An 18,400-nucleotide genomic window follows, 5' to 3' on the forward strand; every position below is an offset into this window, starting at 1 on the left:
GTGGTGTGTCCCCGAAATGACATGGTCTATCCGGTCTAGCCCATGGCAATTGCCGGACGACCTCCCTGGTCTGCCACAGGAGAGCCCTTCCCCGCGGGGAGCGTGGCCGCGCCCGGACGCGCACTCAGCCTTCGTCGTCGATGGTGGCGAGCACGTCGCCGGCCTTGACCGTCTCGCCGGCCTTCACGCTCAACCCGGAGACCACGCCCGCGCGGTGCGCCGTGAGGGGCTGCTCCATCTTCATGGCCTCCATGACCACGATGAGATCGCCCTCGGCCACGGCCTGCCCGTTCTCCGCCGCCACCTTCACCACCGTGCCCTGCATGGGCGCGGTCAGCGCGTTGGTGCTGGGCGCCGTGGCCGCACCGGCGCGGGCTCCGCGGGGCCGACGTCGGCCCGCGCCGGCGCGCTGCGCGGCGCCCTGCACGGAGTGCATCGCGGCCGCGAACGTGGGCAGGGTGACGTCCACGCGCTTGCCGTTGACCTCCACCGTGACGGTGTGGCGGGCCTCCGGTGCGGCGGGGTCGGCGGGCGTCTGGCCGTAGGGCTCCAGGAGCGCGGCGAACTCGGTCTCGATCCAGCGGGTGTGGACCGAGAACGGTTCCTCGGAGCCGGCGAGCTCGGGCGCGAACGCCGGGTCCTTCACCACGGCCCGGTGGAACGGCAGCACCGAGGGCATCCCCGCGATCTCCGCCTCGCCGAGCGCACGGGCGGCCCGCTGGAGGGCCTGGCGGCGGGTGGCGCCCGTGACGATCAGCTTGGCGACCATCGAGTCGAACGCCCCGGAGACGGTCTCGCCCTCCAGCACGCCGGTGTCCACGCGCACGCCGGGGCCCGAGGGCAGGCGGAACGTGGTGAGGCGGCCGGGGGCGGGCAGGAAGCCGCGGCCCGGGTCCTCACCGTTGAGGCGGAACTCGATCGAGTGGCCGCGCACCTCGGGATCGGTGTAGCCGAGGGCCTCACCGCGGGCGAGGCGGAACTGCTCCCGCACGAGGTCGATGCCCGTGACCTCCTCGGACACGGGGTGCTCCACCTGCAGGCGCGTGTTCACCTCGAGGAAGGACAGGGTGCCGTCCTGGCCCACGAGGAACTCGCACGTGCCCGCGCCCACGTAGCCGGCCTCCTTGAGCAGCGCCTTGGAGGACTCGACGAGGCGGCGGTTCTGCTCGTCTGTGAGGAACGGCGCGGGCGCCTCCTCCACGAGCTTCTGGTTGCGGCGCTGCAGCGAGCAGTCACGCGTGGAGACCACCACGACGTCGCCGTGCACGTCCGCGAGGCACTGCGTCTCCACGTGGCGCGGCTTGTCCAGGAAGCGCTCCACGAAGCACTCGCCGCGGCCGAACGCCGAGACCGCCTCGCGCACCGCGGACTCGTAGAGCTCGGGGATCTCCTCGCGCTGGCGGGCCACCTTGATGCCGCGGCCGCCGCCGCCGTACGCGGCCTTGATGGCCACGGGCAGGCCGTGCTCGTCCGCGAACGCGAGCACCTCGGCCGTGCCCGTGGCGGGAGAGGTGGTGCCGGGGGCGAGCGGGGCGCCGACCCTCGTGGCCAGCCGGCGCGCGGAGACCTTGTCCCCGAGGGCGTCGATGGCCGCCGGCGGCGGGCCGATCCACACGAGGCCGGCCGCCTCGACGGCGCGCGCGAAGCCGGCGTTCTCCGAGAGGAAGCCGTAGCCGGGGTGCACGGCGTCGGCGCCGGAGCGCTCAGCGGCGTCCAGGATCTTCTCCACGAGCAGGTAGGAGTCGGCCGCGGTCTCCCCGCCGATGGCCACGGCCTCGTCGGCGAGCTTGACGTGGAGGGCGTCGCGGTCCGGCTCGGCGTAGACGGCCACCGAGGTGAGGCCCTCGTCCTGGCATGCACGGATGACGCGGACGGCGATCTCCCCGCGGTTGGCGATCAGCACGCGGGAGAACGGCCGCGGAGTCCCGGCGTCGGTGGCGAGGGGGGCCTGGGGCGCGTCGGCGGTGCTCATGGGCTTCGGGGACTCCTCGGGGAAGACGGCGGAGGCAGCGGCACGGGCTGCCGCTGTTCATCAGCACCCTACTGTGGGTGGGGGAACCCTCACAGCAACCCGGCTCGGATCCGCCGGATCAGCGCCTGGTGTTGGAGGAAACCCACAATTCCGTGAAGGGGACGCCGAGGTGTTCGCACGCACCGCGCAGCCACGAGACCGAGAGGCCGATGACGGCGTTGGGGTCGCCGTCGACGCCCGCGATCAGCGCGGCCCCCGCCCCGTCGATGGTGAACGCGCCCGCGCAGAAGAGCGGCTCGCCCGTGGCCACGTAGGCGGCGAGGGTGGCCTCGTCCGCCGCGGCGAAGCGGACGCCGGCGGAGACGACCCCCGCGACGGCGGGAGAGCCGGACGCGGAGGCTGAGGGCATCACCAGCCCGAGCCAGTGACCGGAGTGCAGCGTCCCGGCTCGGCCGGCCTGGGCGCGCCAGCGCTCGAGAGCGACGTCGGGTTCGTAGGGCTTGCCGTAGGCGCGGCCCTCGAACTCGAACACGGAGTCGCAGCCGAGCACGAGGGTGGGCACCGCGACGCCGTCGGCCGCCACGCGGGCGGCCACGTCCCGGCCCTTCGCCTCGGCGAGCAGCCCCGCGAGCTCGGCGGGAGAGGCGTCGGGGTGCTCGGCGCCCACGGCGTCCTCGTCCACGTCCGAGACCACGACGCGGAACCCCACCCGGGCGCGCGTGAGGATCTCCGCGCGCCCGGGCGAGGCCGAGCCGAGCACCAGCTCGACCCGGCCTCCCGCGTCACCTCGTTCGGGGGAGGGCAGGCTCACGCCAGCGCGTCCCGGAGGGTGTCCAGGCCCATCGAGCCGAGCTTCAGCGCCCGCGTGTGGAACGCGCGGAGGTCGAAGTCGGCGCCCTCGCGCTCCTCGTGCTCGGCGCGGATCTGCTCCCAGATGCGCTGACCCACCTTGTAGGCGGGCGCCTGGCCCGGCCAGCCGAGGTAGCGCGTGAACTCGAAGCGGCGCTGGCCCTCGGAGATGTTCAGGTGCTTGGCCAGGAACGCGTAGCCGCGCTCCGGGTCCCACGCGCCGCCGCCCTCGGACTCGGGCATCTCGAAGCCGCAGTGGTAGCCGATGTCGAACACCACGCGGGCGGCGCGCATGCGCTGCATGTCCAGCATGCCGAGGTGGTCGCCCGGATCGTCGAGGAAGCCGAGCTCCTCCATGAGCCTCTCCGCGTAGAGCGCCCAGCCCTCGCCGTGGCCGGAGGTCCAGCAGAAGCTGCGGCGCCACAGGTTGAGGTTCGCGCGGTTCATCATGGCGGTGGCGACCTGCAGGTGATGGCCGGGCACGCCCTCGTGGTAGACCGTGGTGGTCTCGGCCCACGTGGTGAACTCGTCCTCGCCGGCGGGCACGGACCACCACATGCGGCCCGGGCGGGAGAAGTCGTCCGAGGGGCCGGTGTAGTAGATGCCGCCCTCCTGCGTGGGGGCGATCATGCACTCGAGGCGGTCCATGGGAGCCGGGATCTCGAAGTGCTCCTTCATGGCCGCGACGGCCTCGTCGGAGAGGCGCTGCATCCAGGCCCGGAGCGCGTCGGTGCCCTTGAGGGCGCGCTCGGGATCGGCGTCGAGGACGGCGCGGGCCTCCTCAATCGTGGCGCCGGGCTTGATCCTCTCGGCGTCCGCCTCCTGCGCGGCGATGAGGCGCGCGAGCTCCTCCTGGCCCCAGCGGTAGGTCTCCTCGAGATCGATCTCCGCGCCGAGGAACACGCGCGAGGCGAGGCGGTAGTGCTCGATTCCGACGGCGTCGGCCTCCGGCGCGTGCGGGCGCAGCTCGGACTCGAGGGCGTCCGCGAAGTCGCGGTAGGCCTGCGCACCGGCCTCGGCGCCGGAGCGGATCCGCTCGGCGAGCGCGGCGTCGACGACGTCGGCCTCCTGCGCGCGGGCGGTCAGGCCCGGGAAGAACCCGTCCCCGGTGCCGTGTGCGCGGGCCTGCTCGATGACGATGTCGATCTGGCGCTGCGCGGCCACGTGGCCCGATTCCTTCGAGGCGATCAGCGACGCCGTGTACCCCGCGAGCGCGGCCGGCAGGTTCTCGAGGCGGCCGGCGATGTGCTCCCAGTGCTCGGCGGTGTCCGTGGGCATGAGGTCGAACACGGCCCGGATGCCCTGCGCGGGGGACGCGATGTTGTTCAGCTCGGTGCGGCCGGTCGCGTGGATCTCCCGCTCGAGGCCGATGCGCTCCTGCATGGCGGCCTTGGTGACGCGGTCGGTCTCGTCGGCCGGCTCGAGCGCTTCGAGGTCCGCGAGGAGGCGGGCGTTGAGCTCGTCGTCGGCGCGGGCACCGGCGGGGGAGAAGTCCGAGTACTCGGACTCGTGGCCCGCGAAGCCGAGCTCCGTGGCGGTGTCCGGGTGCAGGGCGAGGTAGTCGGTGACGTACTGCTCGGCCAGGGCGTCGATCGCGGAGGGCGTGCGGGCGGCGCCCTCGCTCAGGGAGGTGTTCTGGGTCATACCCGGAACTCTAGGCCGTGCGTTTTCGTGCGCGAAACGGGAGCTCACGTCCCCGTCCCGTTCACGACGCCGGTCGGGTCAGGAGGGGCCCGCCGAGCGGCGCCACTGGTCCTTGCCGGGACGGGCCCACAGCCCGAGGTCGTCGCGGCGGCGCAGCGTGCGGTCCAGCCGCGGCGGTCGCGGCCGAGCCTGCACGGCCTGCGCCTCCTCCGCCCGCAGGTGCGCGAGCACCGCGGTCAGGGCCGCCATCTCCTCCGGGTCCAGCTCGGCGCCGGAGAGGCGCACGGCGTCGGCGGCGTCGCCGGCCTGCTCTCCACCGGCCTGGCCCGTGCCCCGGACCTCCTCGTCGCGCGCGCTCACAGCGGCATGTTCCCGTGCTTCTTGGCGGGCCGCGACTCGCGCTTGTGGTGCGTGGCGCGCAGGGCACGCACCAGCTGGGCACGCGTCTGGTGCGGGGCGACGACGGCGTCCACGTAGCCCAGCTCCGCGGCCTGGTACGGGTTCAGCAGCTCGGCCTCGTAGTCGGCCACGATCTGCGCGCGCCGCGCCTCCACGTCCCCGCCGGCCTTCTCGACCTCGGCGAGCTCGCGGCGATACAGGATGTTGACGGCGCCCTGCGGCCCCATCACGCCGATCTGCGCGCTGGGCCAGGCCAGGTTGAGGTCCGCGCCGAGCTTCTTGGAGCCCATGACGATGTACGCGCCGCCGAACGCCTTGCGCGTGATCACCGTCAGCTTGGGCACGGTGGCCTCGGCGTACGCGTAGATCAGCTTCGCGCCGCGGCGGATGATGCCCTGGAACTCCTGGTCGGTGCCGGGCAGGAACCCGGGCACGTCCACGAGGGTGACCACGGGCAGGTTGAACGCGTCGCAGAACCGCACGAACCGCGCCGCCTTCTCCGAGGCCGCGATGTCCAGCGTGCCGGCGAACTGCATCGGCTGGTTGGCCACCACGCCCACGCTCATCCCGTCGAGCCTCGCCAGCGCCGTGATCACGTTGGGCGCGTAGAGCTCCTGCAGCTGCAGCACGTGGCCGTCGTCCACGATCGCCCCGATCACCTGGAGCATGTCGTACGGCTGGTTGGCCGAGTCGGGGATCAGCGTGTCCAGGCCGTGGTCCTCGTCCGTCGGCTCGAGGTCCACGGGCTGGTCCAGCGGCGCCTCGGCCAGGTTGTTGGAGGGCAGGAACTCGAGCAGCTCCTGCACGTACGCGATCGCGTCCTCCTCCGACGTCGCCATGTAGTGCGCCGTGCCGGAGACCGCGTTGTGCGAGCGCGCGCCGCCGAGCGTCTCCATGTCCACGTCCTCGCCCGTGACGGTCTTGATCACGTCCGGGCCGGTGATGAACATGTGGGAGGTCTGGTCCACCATCACCACGACGTCGGTCAGCGCCGGCGAGTACGCCGCGCCGCCCGCGGACGGCCCCATGATCAGGGAGATCTGCGGGACCATGCCGGAGGCCAGCACGTTGTTCCGGAAGATGTCCGCGAACTGGGCGAGCGAGGCGACGCCCTCCTGGATGCGCGCGCCGCCGCCGTCGAGGATGCCGATCACGGGGCAGCCGTTGCGCGCCGCGAACTCCTGGACCTTCACGATCTTCTGGCCGTTGCGCTCGGAGAGCGAGCCGCCGAACACCGTGAAGTCCTGCGCGTACACGGCCACCTGGCGGCCGTCCACGGTGCCGAAGCCGCTCACGACGCCGTCGCCGGCCGGGTGCTTGGCGTCCATGCCGAACGCGGTGGTGCGGTGCACGGCCAGCGCGTCGAGCTCCACGAACGAGCCCTCGTCCAGGAGCATCTCGATCCGCTCGCGGGCGGTGTGCTTGCCCCGGCCGTGCTGACGCTCGACGGCGGCCGCGCCGCCGGGCGCGTCCGTCGCCTCGAGGCGGCGATGCAGGTCCGCGAGACGGCCGGCGGTGGTGGTCAGATCGGGATCGGACACGCGAGCTCCTGGGCTGATGGGCGGCCCGGGCGGGGCCCTGTCGAGCGGCCAGTCTACGGGGGAGGGCCCGGGGCCCCGACAGGAGGATTCCTCCAAGGCCCGCCGGATCGGCTCGTGCGCCCCGCCCGCACGGCGGCGGCCCGGTGGGCGTGTATATGTAGGGATCATGCAGGAACACGTCCCCGCAGCTCCCTCCCCAGCCGCCTCCGCCGCCCCCGCCCCGCCGCTGACGTGGCTCGAGTCCGTCGGCTCCACGCAGGACGACCTCCTGGCCCGCCTCGACCGGGAGGGCCACCGGCACGGCGCCGCCGTCGCCACCGCGGACCAGACCGCCGGCCGCGGCCGCCACACCCGCGTGTGGAGCACCCCGCCCGGCACCGCGCTCGCCCTCTCGGTCCATCTGCGGCCCGAGCCCGCCGGCGTCCCGCTCGCGCCCGTGCACCTCAGCTGGCTCTCGCTCGTGGCCGCCGCGACGATCGCCGAGCGCCTCGGAACGCGCGGCGTGGCCGCCCACGTGAAGTGGCCCAACGACGTGCTCGCCCCGGACGGGCGCAAGCTGTGCGGCGTGCTCGGCTCGGTGTCCCGCGCCGCGGACGGCAAGGGCCCCGGCGTCGTCGTGGGGATGGGCGTGAACCTGGACCACCGCGGCGCCGCCCCCGTGCCCACCGCCACCGACCTCGCGGAGTGGGCCGACGCCGGCCAGGTGCCCGAGCCGCGCGTGCTCGCCGAGGAGCTGCGCGACGCCGTGGTGGCCTCCGTGGACCGCTTCGCCGCCGCCGTGGCCGGCGAGGCCGAGCCCGTGGACGGGGACCACCCGGCCGTCGCCCCCGTGCTGCGCCGGCTCAGCACGGTGGGCCGCGAGATCCGGGCCGAGCTGCCCGGCGGGGACACCCTCGAGGGGACGGCCGTGGGCCTCGGACGCGGGGGGACGCTCCTGGTCAGGCCGCTCGCAGGGTCGCGTGAGACACTGCCCGCAGAGATCAGCGCGGGCGACGTCGTCCATCTGCGCGGCGACGTGCTGCGCGGACGCTGAGCCCGTGCCCCGGCGCGGGCACTGAAGCCGCAGGGAGTGGAGAGTGCGCCTGGAGCCCGGTGAACGCGTGGTGGTGCGCACCCGCGCGCATCCGCGCGTCCTGCTGCGCGCCGCCGCCCTGCTCGTGGGCACCGCCCTGCTCCTGGGCCTCGTGATGGGCGTCCTCGACCGCCCGGGCCTGCCGGGCCTCGTGGTCCGCTCCCGCTCGTGGCTGCACCTGCTCGCCTGGTCCCTGGCCGCGCTCGCCGTGCTGCTCGGCACGGTGCGGCCCTTCCTGCGCTGGCTCACCCGGCGCACGGTGATCACCACGCGCCGCCTCGTCCAGCGACCCGGCCTCGGCCGGGGCCCCGAGGCCGTCATGCCCCTCATGTCCATCGCGGACGTGGTGCGCCGCGGCCGAGGCTCGGGCGCGGGGGATCTGCACGTCCGGTTCCAGGACGCCGGCCGCCAGGTCTACTGGCGGCTCACGGACGTCCCGGAGGCCGGCCGCTTCGAGGAGGCGCTGGCCGAGGCCACGCGTCGGGCCCGCGCGCAGTCGTGGCCCGCCCCGCACCCGTCAGGAGGCATCCGTTGACCCGCTCCCACCTGCCGGACACGGCACCGCTGCCCGTCATCCCGCCCGCCCGCGCCCCCGAGGCGAGGCCGGACGCACCCGTGACGCCGGACGCACCCGTGACGCCGGAGAACCCTGCGACCTCGGGCGCGCCCGGGCCGTCGTCGACCGCCGCCGCCGACCCCCGGGACCCGGTGCCCACCGCCGGCTGGACCGGCGCCATGCGCACCCTGGACGCGGGGCTCGTGGTGGGCCCGCGCAGCTACACCCAGCGGGAGATGGCCGACCGCCTGGGGGTCCCCCTCGCCACCGCTCGGCGCATCTGGCGGGCCCTGGGATACCCCAGCGGGAAGGACGGGGACAAGGCGTTCACCGACGAGGACGCGCGCGCGTTCGGCGCCGTGCTGCACCTCATGCGCTCCGGCGCGCTGAACGAGGACACCGCCATCTCGCTCGCCCGCTCGATCGGCCAGCTGATGGACCGCATGGTGGTGTGGCAGATCGAGGCCCTCGTGGAGGACAAGATCGCCTCCGGGGGGATGTCCGACCCTTCGGCGCGCCGCGCGGCCGTGGACCTGCTGCCGGAGATCGTCTCCCCGCTCGAGGAGGCCATGGAGGTCGTCTACCGGCGGCAGCTCAACCGCGCCGTGCAGCGCCTCACCGTCCGCGTGGAGGCCGGCCTGGCCGCGAGCGAGCAGGGCCGCGACGGCTCGGAGCACGACGCCCCGCTTCCGCTCGCGCGCGCCGTGGGCTTCGCCGACATGGTCTCCTACACCACGCTCTCCCGCACGATGGACGAGCGGACGCTGGCCCGCATGGTGCAGCGCTTCGAGTCCCGGTGCGCGGAGATCATCTCCTCGGGCGGCGGCTGGCTCGTGAAGACGATCGGCGACGAGGTGCTCTTCAACGCCGAGTCGCCGGAGGCCGGTGCCACGATCGCGCTGAGCCTCTCCGAGGCGCTGGCCGACGACCCCGTGCTGCCCTCGGCGCGCGTCTCCCTCGCGTGGGGCCGCGTGCTCTCCCGCCTCGGGGACATCTACGGACCCACGGTGAACCTCGCCGCGCGCCTGACGTCGCTCGCGGATCCGGGTACGGTGCTCGTGGACGCCCTGACCGCCGCCGCCCTCTCGCAGGACGAACGGTTCGTCCTCGTCCCTCAGCCGCCGAGGATCGTTCGCGGGTTCGGAGAGGTCCGCCCCTCCCTGCTCATGAGCGGTGCCACGCAGACCCTGCTCGTCGACTGATCCCCGGCCGGCCCCGCGTCGGCCGTCCCCGCCACCGACGGAACCCGAGGACCTATGAGCCGCCCTGTGCAGGAGCCGCACCCGTCCGATCCCGCCCGCCCCGAGGCCGCCGCCCGCCCCGAGGTCGCCGCCCGCACCCACGTGGGAGCGGTCCGCGAGCTCAACGAGGACACGTGGGTCACCGTGGGGGAGCCGCTCGTGCTCGCCGCGGTGGCGGACGGGATGGGAGGTCACGAGGCCGGCGAGGTGGCCTCGGCCGCCGCCGTCGAGCTGCTGGAGCGGCGCGCCCCCGAGGTCCTCGCCCCCGGGAGCCCGCACACCCTGGAGGAGCTCGCCGCCCTCGTGCACGAGGCCGACGCGGCCGTGATCGAGGCCGGCCACGCCCGCTCCGGCACCACGCTGACCCTGCTGGCCTGCCTGGACGCCGAGCGCAGCCGCTGGGCGATCGCCAACGTGGGGGACTCCCGCGTCTACCGGCGGCCCGCCGACGCGCCGGTGCTCCAGCAGGTCACGGTGGACCACTCCGCCGTGCAGCTGCTCGTGGACGCCGGCCGGCTCACCGCGGACGAGGCGCGTGTGCACCCCCGGCGCAACGTGATCACCCGCGCCATGGGCTCGCTCGAACCGCTCACCGTGGACGTGGCGGAGGTGGACGCCGCCTCCGGCGATACGTTCGTGCTGTGCAGCGACGGCCTCACGGGCGAGCTGACGGACGAGGAGATCCGGGCGCTGCTGGACGACGCCGCGGACCTCGAGGAGGCCGCCGAGCAGCTCGTCCACGCCGCCCTGTGGCGCGGTGGACGGGACAACATCACCGTGGTGCTGGTCCGGATCCCTTGAGGTGTCCGGGACGGGAACTAGGGTGGTCCCCGTGAGCACCCCCGAGCCCTCCGTCGGCCCCGACGCCCCCGGACAGATCCCCTCCGAGCGCCTCCGCGAGGAGTACGAGACGCTCGTCGAGCAGGTCCGCGCCGCGCGCACCGCGTACTACCAGCAGGACGCCCCGGAGCTCTCGGACGCGGAGTACGACGCGCTGTACCGCCGCCTCGAGGACATCGAGACGCTGCACCCGGAGATCGTCGCCAACGACTCGCCCACCCAGGAGGTCGGCGGCGAGGCCTCCGCCGCGTTCTCCCCGGTCACGCACGGGGCGCGCATGTACTCGCTCGAGGACCTGTTCTCCGAGGACGAGCTGCGCACCTGGTTCCTGCGCACCGCGGGCACCCTGACGGCGGGCCGCCCGGAGGCGGCTCCGGCGTGGACGGTCGAGGTGAAGATCGACGGGCTGGCCGTGAACCTGCGCTACCGGGAGGGCCGGCTCGTGCAGGCCGCCACCCGCGGCGACGGGCGCGTGGGCGAGGACGTCACGCAGAACGTGCGCACCATCGCCGACGTCCCCCAGACGCTCACGGGCAAGGGATGGCCGGCCGAGTTCGAGGTGCGCGGTGAGGTCTTCATGTCCTCCGCCGCCTTCGCGGAGCTCAACGCGCAGCGCGCAGAGGAGGGTCTGCCGCCCTTCGCGAACCCGCGCAACGCGGCCGCCGGCTCCCTGCGCCAGAAGGATCCCGCCGTCACGGCCCGGCGCCCGCTGTCCATGATCCTGCACGGCGTCGGCGCGGGGCCGGACCTCGGCGTCGCCTCCCAGCACGAGGCCTACGACGCGCTGGCGGCCTGGGGCCTGCCCGTGAGCCCGTACACGCGCCTCGTGGAGGGCGCGGACGAGGCCGCGCTGGCCGACGTCGTCGCGGTGATCGAGGAGTACGGGCGCCGCCGGCATGAGCTGATCCACGAGATCGACGGCATCGTGGTCAAGGCCGACGCCTTCGCGGACCAGCGCCTGCTCGGCCACACCTCCCGCGTGCCCCGCTGGGCGGCCGCGTTCAAGTACCCGCCGGAGGAGGTGCACACCCTCCTGCTCGACATCCTCGTCAGCGTGGGCCGCACCGGCCGCGTCACCCCCTTCGCCCACATGGAGCCCGTGTCGGTGGCCGGGTCCACCGTCTCCCTGGCCACGCTGCACAACCAGGACGTGGTCAAGGCCAAGGGCGTGCTGATCGGGGACACCGTCATCCTGCGCAAGGCGGGGGACGTGATCCCCGAGGTCGTGGGCCCCGTGCTGCCGCTGCGCGAGACCGCAGCCGAGCGGGGCATCGAGCTGCGCGAGTTCGTGATGCCCGCGGCATGCCCGTCCTGCGGGACCCCCCTGGCGCCTGCCAAGGAGGGGGACGTGGACCTGCGCTGCCCCAACGCTCGCTCGTGCCCCGCCCAGCTGGCCGGCCGCGTGGAGCACCTCGGCTCGCGCGGGGCGTTCGACGTCGAGGCGCTCGGCGAGGAGGCCGCCCGCTGGCTCGTGAACGGGCCCGGCCCGGATCCGGCCGAGAACGGCGGTCGGGTGCTCCCCGAGGGCGCCGGCGTCATCACCGCGGAGGCGCAGGTCTTCGACCTCGCCTCCGGCACGCCCGAGGAGATCACGGGCCCCCGCGGCGAGGACGGCCTGACGGACCTCCAGCGCTCGCTGGGCGACGTCCGGGTGTGGCGGGAGACGCGCACCAAGGTGGACGGCACGTTCGTGCCCTCCGGGAGGTTCGAGCTCAAGCCGTACTTCTTCACCGCGGGCACGGCGAAGAAGCCGTCCGGGCCCACCGCCAACACGCTGCGCCTCTTCGACGAGCTGGAGAAGGCCAAGTCCCAGCCCGTGTGGCGCACCCTCGTGGCGCTGTCCATCCGGCACGTCGGCCCGACGGCGGCCCGCTCCCTGGCCACCGCGTTCGGGTCCATGGCGGCGCTGCGCGCGGCCGCGGAGGCGGGGCAGCGGGACCGGCTCGCGGAGATCGACGGCGTGGGCCCGATCATCGCGGACGCCCTCATCGAGTGGTTCGCGGAGGACTGGCACCGTGAGGTGGTGGACCGCTGGGCCGCCGCGGGCGTCTCCATGGAGGACGAGCAGGACGAGTCCATGCCCCGCACGCTGGAGGGCGTGACCGTGGTGGTCACCGGATCGCTCGAGGGCTTCTCCCGCGACTCCGCGAAGGAGGCCATCCTGGTGCGCGGCGGCAAGGCGTCCGGCTCCGTCTCCAAGAAGACCCACTTCCTCGTGGCCGGGGAGAACGCGGGAACCAAGCTGGAGAAGGCCGAGCAGCTCGGCGTGCCCGTGCTGGACGAGGCCGGGTTCGTCACGCTGCTGGCCGAGGGGCCGGCGGCGTTCGCGGGGGAGGAGACGGCCGAGGGGGAGGCCGGAACGGGGGAGGACGCCGGATGAGCCCCGCCCCGCAGCCCCGCGCCGCAGCGCGTCCGACCCCCACCACGGCGGGCCTGCTCGTCATCGCCAAGGCCGCCGCACGGGCCGGGGCGGACGTGCTCGCCCAGCGGTGGGTCCGTCACCACCCGGCCACCCCGCTGACCGCGGCCTCGCTCGGCGCCGAGACCAAGTCCTCCGGCTCGGACTGGGTCACGGACTACGACCGCCGCGCCGAACAGGCCGTCCGCGCCGTCATCACCGGCTACCGGCCGGACGACGAGCTCATGGGCGAGGAGTACGGCGCCACCGTCCCCTCGCGTCCGAGCGGGCTGCGCTGGAGCATCGACCCGCTCGACGGCACCACCAACTTCGTGCGAGGGATCCCGCAGTTCTGCACCTCCGTGGCCGTGATGGGCCCGGCGGACGCCGCCGTCGCCGAGCGCCTCGGCGTGCCGGAGGGGACGCCGCGCTGGCTGGCGGGCGCCGTCGTCGCCCCCGCGCTGGGGCGCACGTGGTTCGCGAGCGCGGGCGAGGGTGCCTTCAGCACCGCGGACGCGACGACGGCGGGTGTCGAGCTGCCGGGCCGGGACGAGGCCCCCGTGCGCCTGGCCGGCCCCGTGCCCGGCCGCTCCGGGAGGCTGTTGGCCACCGGCTTCGGCTACGACCCCGCGCGTCGGCAGGTCCAGGTGCGCGCCCTCGAGGCGCTGCTGCCCGGCTTCGGGGACGTGCGCCGCATCGGCTCGGCCGCCCTGGACCTGTGCATGGTGGCGGACGGCACCCTGGACGCGTATGCCGAGTTCGGCACGCAGGAGTGGGACTGGGCCGCCGGCGCGCTGATCGCGGAGGAGGCCGGGGCCCGCGTGCGCCGGCCCGCGAGCGGCGACGGCACGGCCGATCCCGGCTGGATGGTGGCCGGGGACGTGGACGAGGCCGCCCTGACGGCGGCACAGGAGGTGACCGCGTGAGACGGCTGGTGGGCGATCCCTGGTTCTACCCGGTGCTGTTCGCGGCGTCGGGGATCTTCTTCGCGGTGTGGGGCACGGTGAACCGGAACCTCGCGGTGATCGCGTCCTCGCTGGTGCTGCTGTCCTTCGCGCTGCGCTATCTCCGGGCCACCCGGGTGCGCTCCCGCCCGCTCGCCGGCGCGGAGGCGCACGTGGCGGCGGGCGGCGTCGTGGTGTTCTGGCGGCCCGGCTGCCAGTACTGCATGACGCTGATCAAGGCGCTCACGCCCGCGGAGCGCGCGGCGGCCTCCTGGGTGAACATCTGGACGGACGCCGAGGCTGCGGCCGCGCTGCGCCGCCTCCACGCACGGCGCGAAGGTCGCGAGCACGAGGCCGTCCCCACGGTGTGGGCGCGGAAGAAGGACTTCATCGTGGCCGACGACGCCTCGCGCGCCCGCCTGAAGGACATGCTGCGGGCGGCCACGCCCGCGCAGGAGGGGAGCGCCCGATGAGCGGGATCCACGTCCGGGCGCTGCGCCCCGAGGACCACGACGCCGTCGCCGCGCTCACGCTGGCCTCCTACGTGGACGGCGGGCACATCGACCCCGACTCCGCGTACGTGCGGACCCTCACGGACGTGGCCTCCCGGGCGGAGAAGGCGGAGGTCCTCGTCGCCGAGCTCGACGGGCAGGTGGTCGGCTCCGTGGTGCTCACCCCGCTGGGCTCGCCGATGGCGGAGACCGCCGTGGAGGGGGAGTACGAGTTCCGCATGCTGGCCGTGCACCCGGACCACCACCGCCGCGGCGTCGCCCGCGCCCTGATGGCCGCGATCGTGGAGCGGGCCCGGGCCCTGCCCGGGATCGAGGCCATCGCCCTGACCACCATGCCGACGATGACCGACGCCCACCGGCTCTACGAGCGCATGGGCTTCGTGCGGCTGCCCGAGCGGGACTGGCACCTGCGGGACGTGGTCCCGGACCTGGACCCGGCGGACGAGGCCGGTCCCTTCATCGTGTACCGGATGCCGCTGGGCTGACCCGCCCCCGCAGCCCGGCCCGGCTGCCGCCGTGTCCCGTCCGCGCGCGCCGCTAGACTCGGTCCGAACCGAAAGCGGCCCGTCCGGCCCCGTCGCGCGTCCGCGTGCCCGGCCCGGCCACGCCGTCCGACACCACCGTCGTGAAGGAGATCCATGCCGGAGATCACCCGGGAGCAGGTGGAGCACCTCGCCCGCCTGGCCCACATCCAGATGAGCGAGGAGGAGCTGGCCCAGATGCCGGGCGAGCTCGAGGAGATCCTCGCGGCCGTCGAGGACGTGCGCGCGGTGGCCACCGCGGACGTGGAGCCCACCTCCCACCCCATCGCCCTGCACAACGTGTTCCGCGAGGACGTGCCCACGGGCATGCTCACGCAGGAGCAGGCCCTGGACCAGGCGCCGGACGCCGAGGACGGCCAGTTCAAGGTCCCCGCGATCCTGGACGGAGAGTGATCACGAGCATGACCGAGACCTTCGATGTGAACGCCGAGGCGGGCGCCGACCAGCTGGTCCGCCTCACCGCCCTGCAGATGGCCGAGCGCCTGCGCGCCGGCACGACCACCTCCGTGGAGCTCGTCCAGGCGCACCTGGACCGCATCGCGGAGTTCGACGGCGACCCGCGCGCCGACGCCGCAGAGGACCGCGGCGTGCGGGCGTACCTGCACGTCAACGCGGAGGAGGCGCTCGCCGTCGCCGCCGAGGTGGACGCGATCCGCGCCGCCGGGGGCGCCGAGGCCGAGGCCCTGCACCCGCTGGCCGGCGTGCCGGTGGCGATCAAGGACAACATCGTCACCGTCGGGCAGCCCACGACGGCGGCCTCCAGGATGCTCGACGGCTGGATGAGCCCGTACGACGCCACGGTCATCGATCGGATCCGCGCCGCCCGCCTGCCGATCCTGGGCAAGACCAACATGGACGAGTTCGCGATGGGCGGCTCCACCGAGTACTCCGCGTTCGGCGTGACCCGCAACCCGTGGGACCTGGACCGGGTGCCCGGCGGCTCCGGTGGCGGCTCGGCCGCCGCGGTGGCCGCGTTCCTCGCCCCGTTCGCCCTGGGCTCGGACACGGGCGGCTCCATCCGCGAGCCCGCCGCGTTCACCGGCACCGTGGGCGTCAAGCCCACGTACGGCGCCGTGTCCCGCTTCGGCGTGATCGCGATGGCCTCCTCGCTGGACCAGGTGGGCCCCGCCGCGCGCACCGTGGCGGACGCCGCCGCGCTGCAGCAGGTGATCGCCGGCCATGACGAGCGCGACTCCACCTCGCTGCCCGAGGAGCCCGCCGACCTCGGCGCGGCCGCTGCCCGCGGGAACCTCTCCGGCCTGCGCATCGGCGTGATCGCCGACCTGCGCGAGGACGGCTACCACCCCGGTGTGAAGGCGGCCTTCGACGCCGACGTCGCCGCCCTGCGCGAGGCGGGCGCGGAGATCGTCGAGGTCTCCTGCCCGCACTTCCACGCGGCCCTGGGCGCGTACTACCTCATCATGCCCTCGGAGGTCTCCTCCAACCTGGCCCGCTTCGACGGCGTCCGCTACGGCAACCGCGTGGTCCCGGCCGGCGGCGGCACGATCGAGCAGGTCATGGGCGCCACCCGCGCCGCCGGCTTCGGCCCCGAGGTCAAGCGCCGCATCATCCTGGGCACCTACGCCCTCTCCGCGGGCTACTACGACGCCTACTACGGCTCCGCGCAGAAGGTCCGCACGCTCGTGCAGCAGGACTTCGCGGCCGCCTTCGAGCAGGTGGACGTGCTGCTGAGCCCCACCGCGCCGGGCACCGCCTTCGCGCTGGGGGAGCAGACGAAGGATCCGGTCACCATGTACCTCAACGACTACGCGACCATCCCGGCCAACCTGGCCGGCGTTCCGGGCATCTCGGTGCCCGGCGGCCTCGTGGACGGCCTGCCGTACGGCCTGCAGTTCACGGCCCCGGCGCGCGAGGACGCCCGCCTGTACGAGGTGGGCGCCGCCGTCGAGGCGCTGGTGACCCGCCGCGGCGGCTCGCCCGTGTGGGCGCAGGCCCCCGAGCTCGAGAAGGGCGCGCAGCGCCGCACCGGCGCCGAGCGCGCCACCACCACGGACGGAGGAGCCGCGTGAGCCACGCAGAGCAGACCATGGACGTCGCCGAGGCGATGGAGCGCTTCGACCCGGTGCTCGGGTTCGAGGTGCACGTGGAGCTGAACACCGCCACGAAGATCTTCTCCTCGGCCGCCAACGCGTTCGGCGACCAGCCGAACACCAACGTCACCCCGCTCGACCTCGGCCTGCCGGGCACGCTGCCCGTGCTGAACCGGCAGGCCGTGGAGTTCGCGATCCGCCTGGGCCTGGCCCTGAACGCGCAGATCGCCCCGACGTGCCGGTTCGCGCGGAAGAACTACTTCTACCCGGACACCCCGAAGAACTTCCAGACGTCCCAGTACGACGAGCCGATCGTGTTCGACGGCCACCTGGACGTGGAGCTCGAGGACGGCACCGTGTTCCGCGTGGAGATCGAGCGCGCCCACCTCGAGGACGACGCCGGCAAGCTCACCCACCAGGGCGGGTCCGGCCGCATCCAGGGCGCCTCGAGCTCCCTGGTGGACTACAACCGCGCGGGCGTGCCGCTCATCGAGATCGTGACCCGGCCCATCGTGGGCGCGGGGGAGCGGGCCCCGGAGATCGCGCGCGCCTACGTGGCCGCCATCCGGGACATCGTGAAGGCCATCGGCATCTCGGACGCCCGCATGGAGCACGGCAACGTGCGCTGCGACGCGAACGTCTCCCTCATGGAGAAGGGCGCCGAGGTCTTCGGCACGCGCACCGAGACCAAGAACGTGAGCTCCACGCGCGCCGTGCAGCACGCCGTCACCCACGAGATCCAGCGTCAGGCCGCCGTGCTCGCCGCGGGCGGGACCATCACGCAGGAGACCCGCCACTGGCACGAGGACACGCGCACGACGACGTCGGGCCGTCCCAAGTCCGACGCCGACGACTACCGCTACTTCCCCGAGCCGGACCTCGTGCCCGTCGTCGTGGACGAGGCGTGGATCGAGCGCGTGCGCGCCGAGCTGCCCGAGCTGCCGGCCGTGCGCAACAAGCGACTCAAGGCCGAGTGGGGCTTCTCGGACGAGGAGTTCCGCGACGTCGTCAACGCCGGCGTCCTGGACGAGATCGTCGCGACCGTGGAGGCCGGCGCCTCCGCGGCGGCCGCCCGCAAGTGGTGGATGGGCGAGATCGCTCGCCTGGCGAACGTCCGCGAGGTCACCGTCGCCGAGCTGGGGATCACCCCGGCGCACGTGGTGGAGGTCGAGGAGCTGATCGCCGCCAAGACGATCAACGACAAGATCGCCAAGCAGGTGCTCGGTCTGGTGGCCGACGGCGAGGGCGCCCCGAAGGAGGTCGTCTCGGCGAAGGGCCTGGCCGTGGTGTCCGACGACGGCGCGCTCACCGAGGCCGTCGACGCGGCGATCGCGGACAACCCGGACGTCGTCGAGAAGATCAGGGGCGGCAAGATGCAGGCCGTCGGTGCCCTGATCGGGCCCGTCATGAAGGCGACCCGCGGCCAGGCCGACGCCGGCCGCGTGCGCGAGATCGTGCTGGAGCGCCTCGGGGTGGGCTGAGCAGCCGACCGATGGGCTCACGCGCGGCGCGCGACGGGCGGTCGCCACTTGACCGCCCAGGAGGATGTGAGACCCCTGGTGTCCGGCGACCGTGTAGTAGATGATGGCCACACTTCTGACAGGTCGTCCTCTCCCGGCCCCCTGACGGCACAGGGTGGGCGGCGCGCCTCCGAAGTGTAGCTTCCATCCGAGAGAAGGGGTCCCTCCCATGACATGTCGACGCACTCTGCTGGGCGCCGGCCTCGGCGCCGTCGGCGCCGCGCTGATCGCCCCCGCCGCCTCGGCGGCCACCGGCTCCACCACGTACCGCCAGCTCGTGATCACCCGGGTCACCTACGACTACTACCGCCGCGAGTAC

General features: G+C 74.1%; 16 protein-coding genes. 11 read left to right on the top strand and 5 right to left on the bottom strand.

Annotation, left to right across the window (positions count from 1 at the left end):
* Positions 1-124: 124 nt before the first annotated feature.
* The 5 genes from LG274_RS11190 to LG274_RS11210 form a co-directional block, all read right to left on the bottom strand.
* Positions 125-1,972 (bottom strand): acetyl/propionyl/methylcrotonyl-CoA carboxylase subunit alpha, encoded by a 1,848-nt coding sequence (locus tag LG274_RS11190; protein ID WP_404464494.1) that lies wholly within the window; start codon positions 1,970-1,972, stop codon positions 125-127.
* A gap of 118 nt (positions 1,973-2,090) precedes the next feature.
* Entirely contained in the window at positions 2,091-2,783 is a 693-nt protein-coding gene (locus LG274_RS11195) for a Maf family protein (RefSeq protein ID WP_404464496.1), read from the bottom strand.
* Entirely contained in the window at positions 2,780-4,465 is a 1,686-nt protein-coding gene (locus tag LG274_RS11200; RefSeq protein WP_404464498.1) for a DUF885 domain-containing protein, read from the bottom strand. The genes LG274_RS11195 and LG274_RS11200 overlap by 4 nt, the downstream gene beginning before the upstream one ends.
* Positions 4,466-4,543: 78 nt before the next feature.
* Positions 4,544-4,825 carry an acyl-CoA carboxylase epsilon subunit gene (locus LG274_RS11205; protein ID WP_248118132.1) on the bottom strand — a complete coding sequence of 94 codons (282 nt, stop codon included), beginning with the start codon at positions 4,823-4,825 and terminating at the stop codon, positions 4,544-4,546.
* Positions 4,822-6,405, bottom strand: a complete 1,584-nt coding sequence (locus LG274_RS11210; RefSeq protein ID WP_404464500.1) for an acyl-CoA carboxylase subunit beta — start codon at positions 6,403-6,405, stop codon at positions 4,822-4,824. The genes LG274_RS11205 and LG274_RS11210 overlap by 4 nt, the downstream gene beginning before the upstream one ends.
* A 166-nt stretch (positions 6,406-6,571) precedes the next feature.
* Here LG274_RS11210 and LG274_RS11215 point away from each other — a divergent pair, with 166 nt between their 5' ends.
* The 11 genes from LG274_RS11215 (at position 6,572) to gatB (ending at position 18,042) form a co-directional block, all read left to right on the top strand.
* Positions 6,572-7,438, top strand: a complete 867-nt coding sequence (locus tag LG274_RS11215) for a biotin--[acetyl-CoA-carboxylase] ligase (RefSeq protein ID WP_404464502.1) — start codon at positions 6,572-6,574, stop codon at positions 7,436-7,438.
* Positions 7,439-7,481: 43 nt separating this feature from the next.
* Positions 7,482-8,012, top strand: a complete 531-nt coding sequence (locus LG274_RS11220; RefSeq protein ID WP_404464504.1) for a PH domain-containing protein — start codon at positions 7,482-7,484, stop codon at positions 8,010-8,012.
* The gene (locus LG274_RS11225) at positions 8,009-9,235 is read left to right on the top strand and encodes an adenylate/guanylate cyclase domain-containing protein (RefSeq protein ID WP_404464506.1); all 1,227 of its coding nucleotides are present in this window, start codon (positions 8,009-8,011) and stop codon (positions 9,233-9,235) included. Before LG274_RS11220 ends, LG274_RS11225 begins: the two co-directional genes overlap by 4 nt.
* Before the next feature lie 66 nt (positions 9,236-9,301).
* Complete coding sequence (locus LG274_RS11230; protein ID WP_404464508.1) at positions 9,302-10,075, top strand: PP2C family protein-serine/threonine phosphatase; 774 nt, start codon at positions 9,302-9,304, stop codon at positions 10,073-10,075.
* A 31-nt stretch (positions 10,076-10,106) separates the two neighbouring features.
* Positions 10,107-12,494 (top strand): NAD-dependent DNA ligase LigA, encoded by a 2,388-nt coding sequence (gene ligA / locus LG274_RS11235; RefSeq protein WP_298711463.1) that lies wholly within the window; start codon positions 10,107-10,109, stop codon positions 12,492-12,494.
* Positions 12,491-13,438 carry an inositol monophosphatase family protein gene (locus LG274_RS11240; protein WP_298711466.1) on the top strand — a complete coding sequence of 316 codons (948 nt, stop codon included), beginning with the start codon at positions 12,491-12,493 and terminating at the stop codon, positions 13,436-13,438. The genes ligA and LG274_RS11240 overlap by 4 nt, the downstream gene beginning before the upstream one ends.
* A complete protein-coding gene (locus tag LG274_RS11245) occupies positions 13,435-13,929 on the top strand; it encodes a glutaredoxin domain-containing protein (protein WP_298711469.1) in 495 nt (164 codons plus the stop codon). The genes LG274_RS11240 and LG274_RS11245 overlap by 4 nt, the downstream gene beginning before the upstream one ends.
* Positions 13,926-14,453, top strand: coding sequence for a GNAT family N-acetyltransferase (locus LG274_RS11250; RefSeq protein WP_248118151.1), 528 nt, complete (start codon positions 13,926-13,928; stop codon positions 14,451-14,453). The genes LG274_RS11245 and LG274_RS11250 overlap by 4 nt, the downstream gene beginning before the upstream one ends.
* 153 nt (positions 14,454-14,606) lie before the next feature.
* On the top strand, positions 14,607-14,903 hold the full coding sequence (gatC, locus tag LG274_RS11255; RefSeq protein WP_248118153.1) for an Asp-tRNA(Asn)/Glu-tRNA(Gln) amidotransferase subunit GatC: 297 nt from the start codon (positions 14,607-14,609) through the stop codon (positions 14,901-14,903).
* An 8-nt stretch (positions 14,904-14,911) separates the two neighbouring features.
* Positions 14,912-16,540 (top strand): Asp-tRNA(Asn)/Glu-tRNA(Gln) amidotransferase subunit GatA, encoded by a 1,629-nt coding sequence (gene gatA, locus LG274_RS11260; RefSeq protein ID WP_404464512.1) that lies wholly within the window; start codon positions 14,912-14,914, stop codon positions 16,538-16,540.
* A complete protein-coding gene (gene gatB, locus LG274_RS11265) occupies positions 16,537-18,042 on the top strand; it encodes an Asp-tRNA(Asn)/Glu-tRNA(Gln) amidotransferase subunit GatB (RefSeq protein WP_248118165.1) in 1,506 nt (501 codons plus the stop codon). Before gatA ends, gatB begins: the two co-directional genes overlap by 4 nt.
* Positions 18,043-18,400 lie beyond the last annotated feature (358 nt).

Source organism: Micrococcus antarcticus (genome assembly GCF_044872765.1).
GTDB lineage: Bacteria > Actinomycetota > Actinomycetes > Actinomycetales > Micrococcaceae > Micrococcus.

What these genes read in the sequence shown, in the direction of transcription:
- LG274_RS11190 (WP_404464494.1), bottom strand. Translation starts at nt 1,972, where the DNA reads ATGAGCACCGCCGACGCGCCCCAGGCCCCCCTCGCCACCGACGCCGGG.
- LG274_RS11200 (WP_404464498.1), bottom strand. Translation starts at nt 4,465, where the DNA reads ATGACCCAGAACACCTCCCTGAGCGAGGGCGCCGCCCGCACGCCCTCC.
- LG274_RS11215 (WP_404464502.1), top strand. Translation starts at nt 6,572, where the DNA reads ATGCAGGAACACGTCCCCGCAGCTCCCTCCCCAGCCGCCTCCGCCGCC.
- LG274_RS11240 (WP_298711466.1), top strand. Translation starts at nt 12,491, where the DNA reads ATGAGCCCCGCCCCGCAGCCCCGCGCCGCAGCGCGTCCGACCCCCACC.
- LG274_RS11250 (WP_248118151.1), top strand. Translation starts at nt 13,926, where the DNA reads ATGAGCGGGATCCACGTCCGGGCGCTGCGCCCCGAGGACCACGACGCC.
- gatC (WP_248118153.1), top strand. Translation starts at nt 14,607, where the DNA reads ATGCCGGAGATCACCCGGGAGCAGGTGGAGCACCTCGCCCGCCTGGCC.
- gatA (WP_404464512.1), top strand. Translation starts at nt 14,912, where the DNA reads ATGACCGAGACCTTCGATGTGAACGCCGAGGCGGGCGCCGACCAGCTG.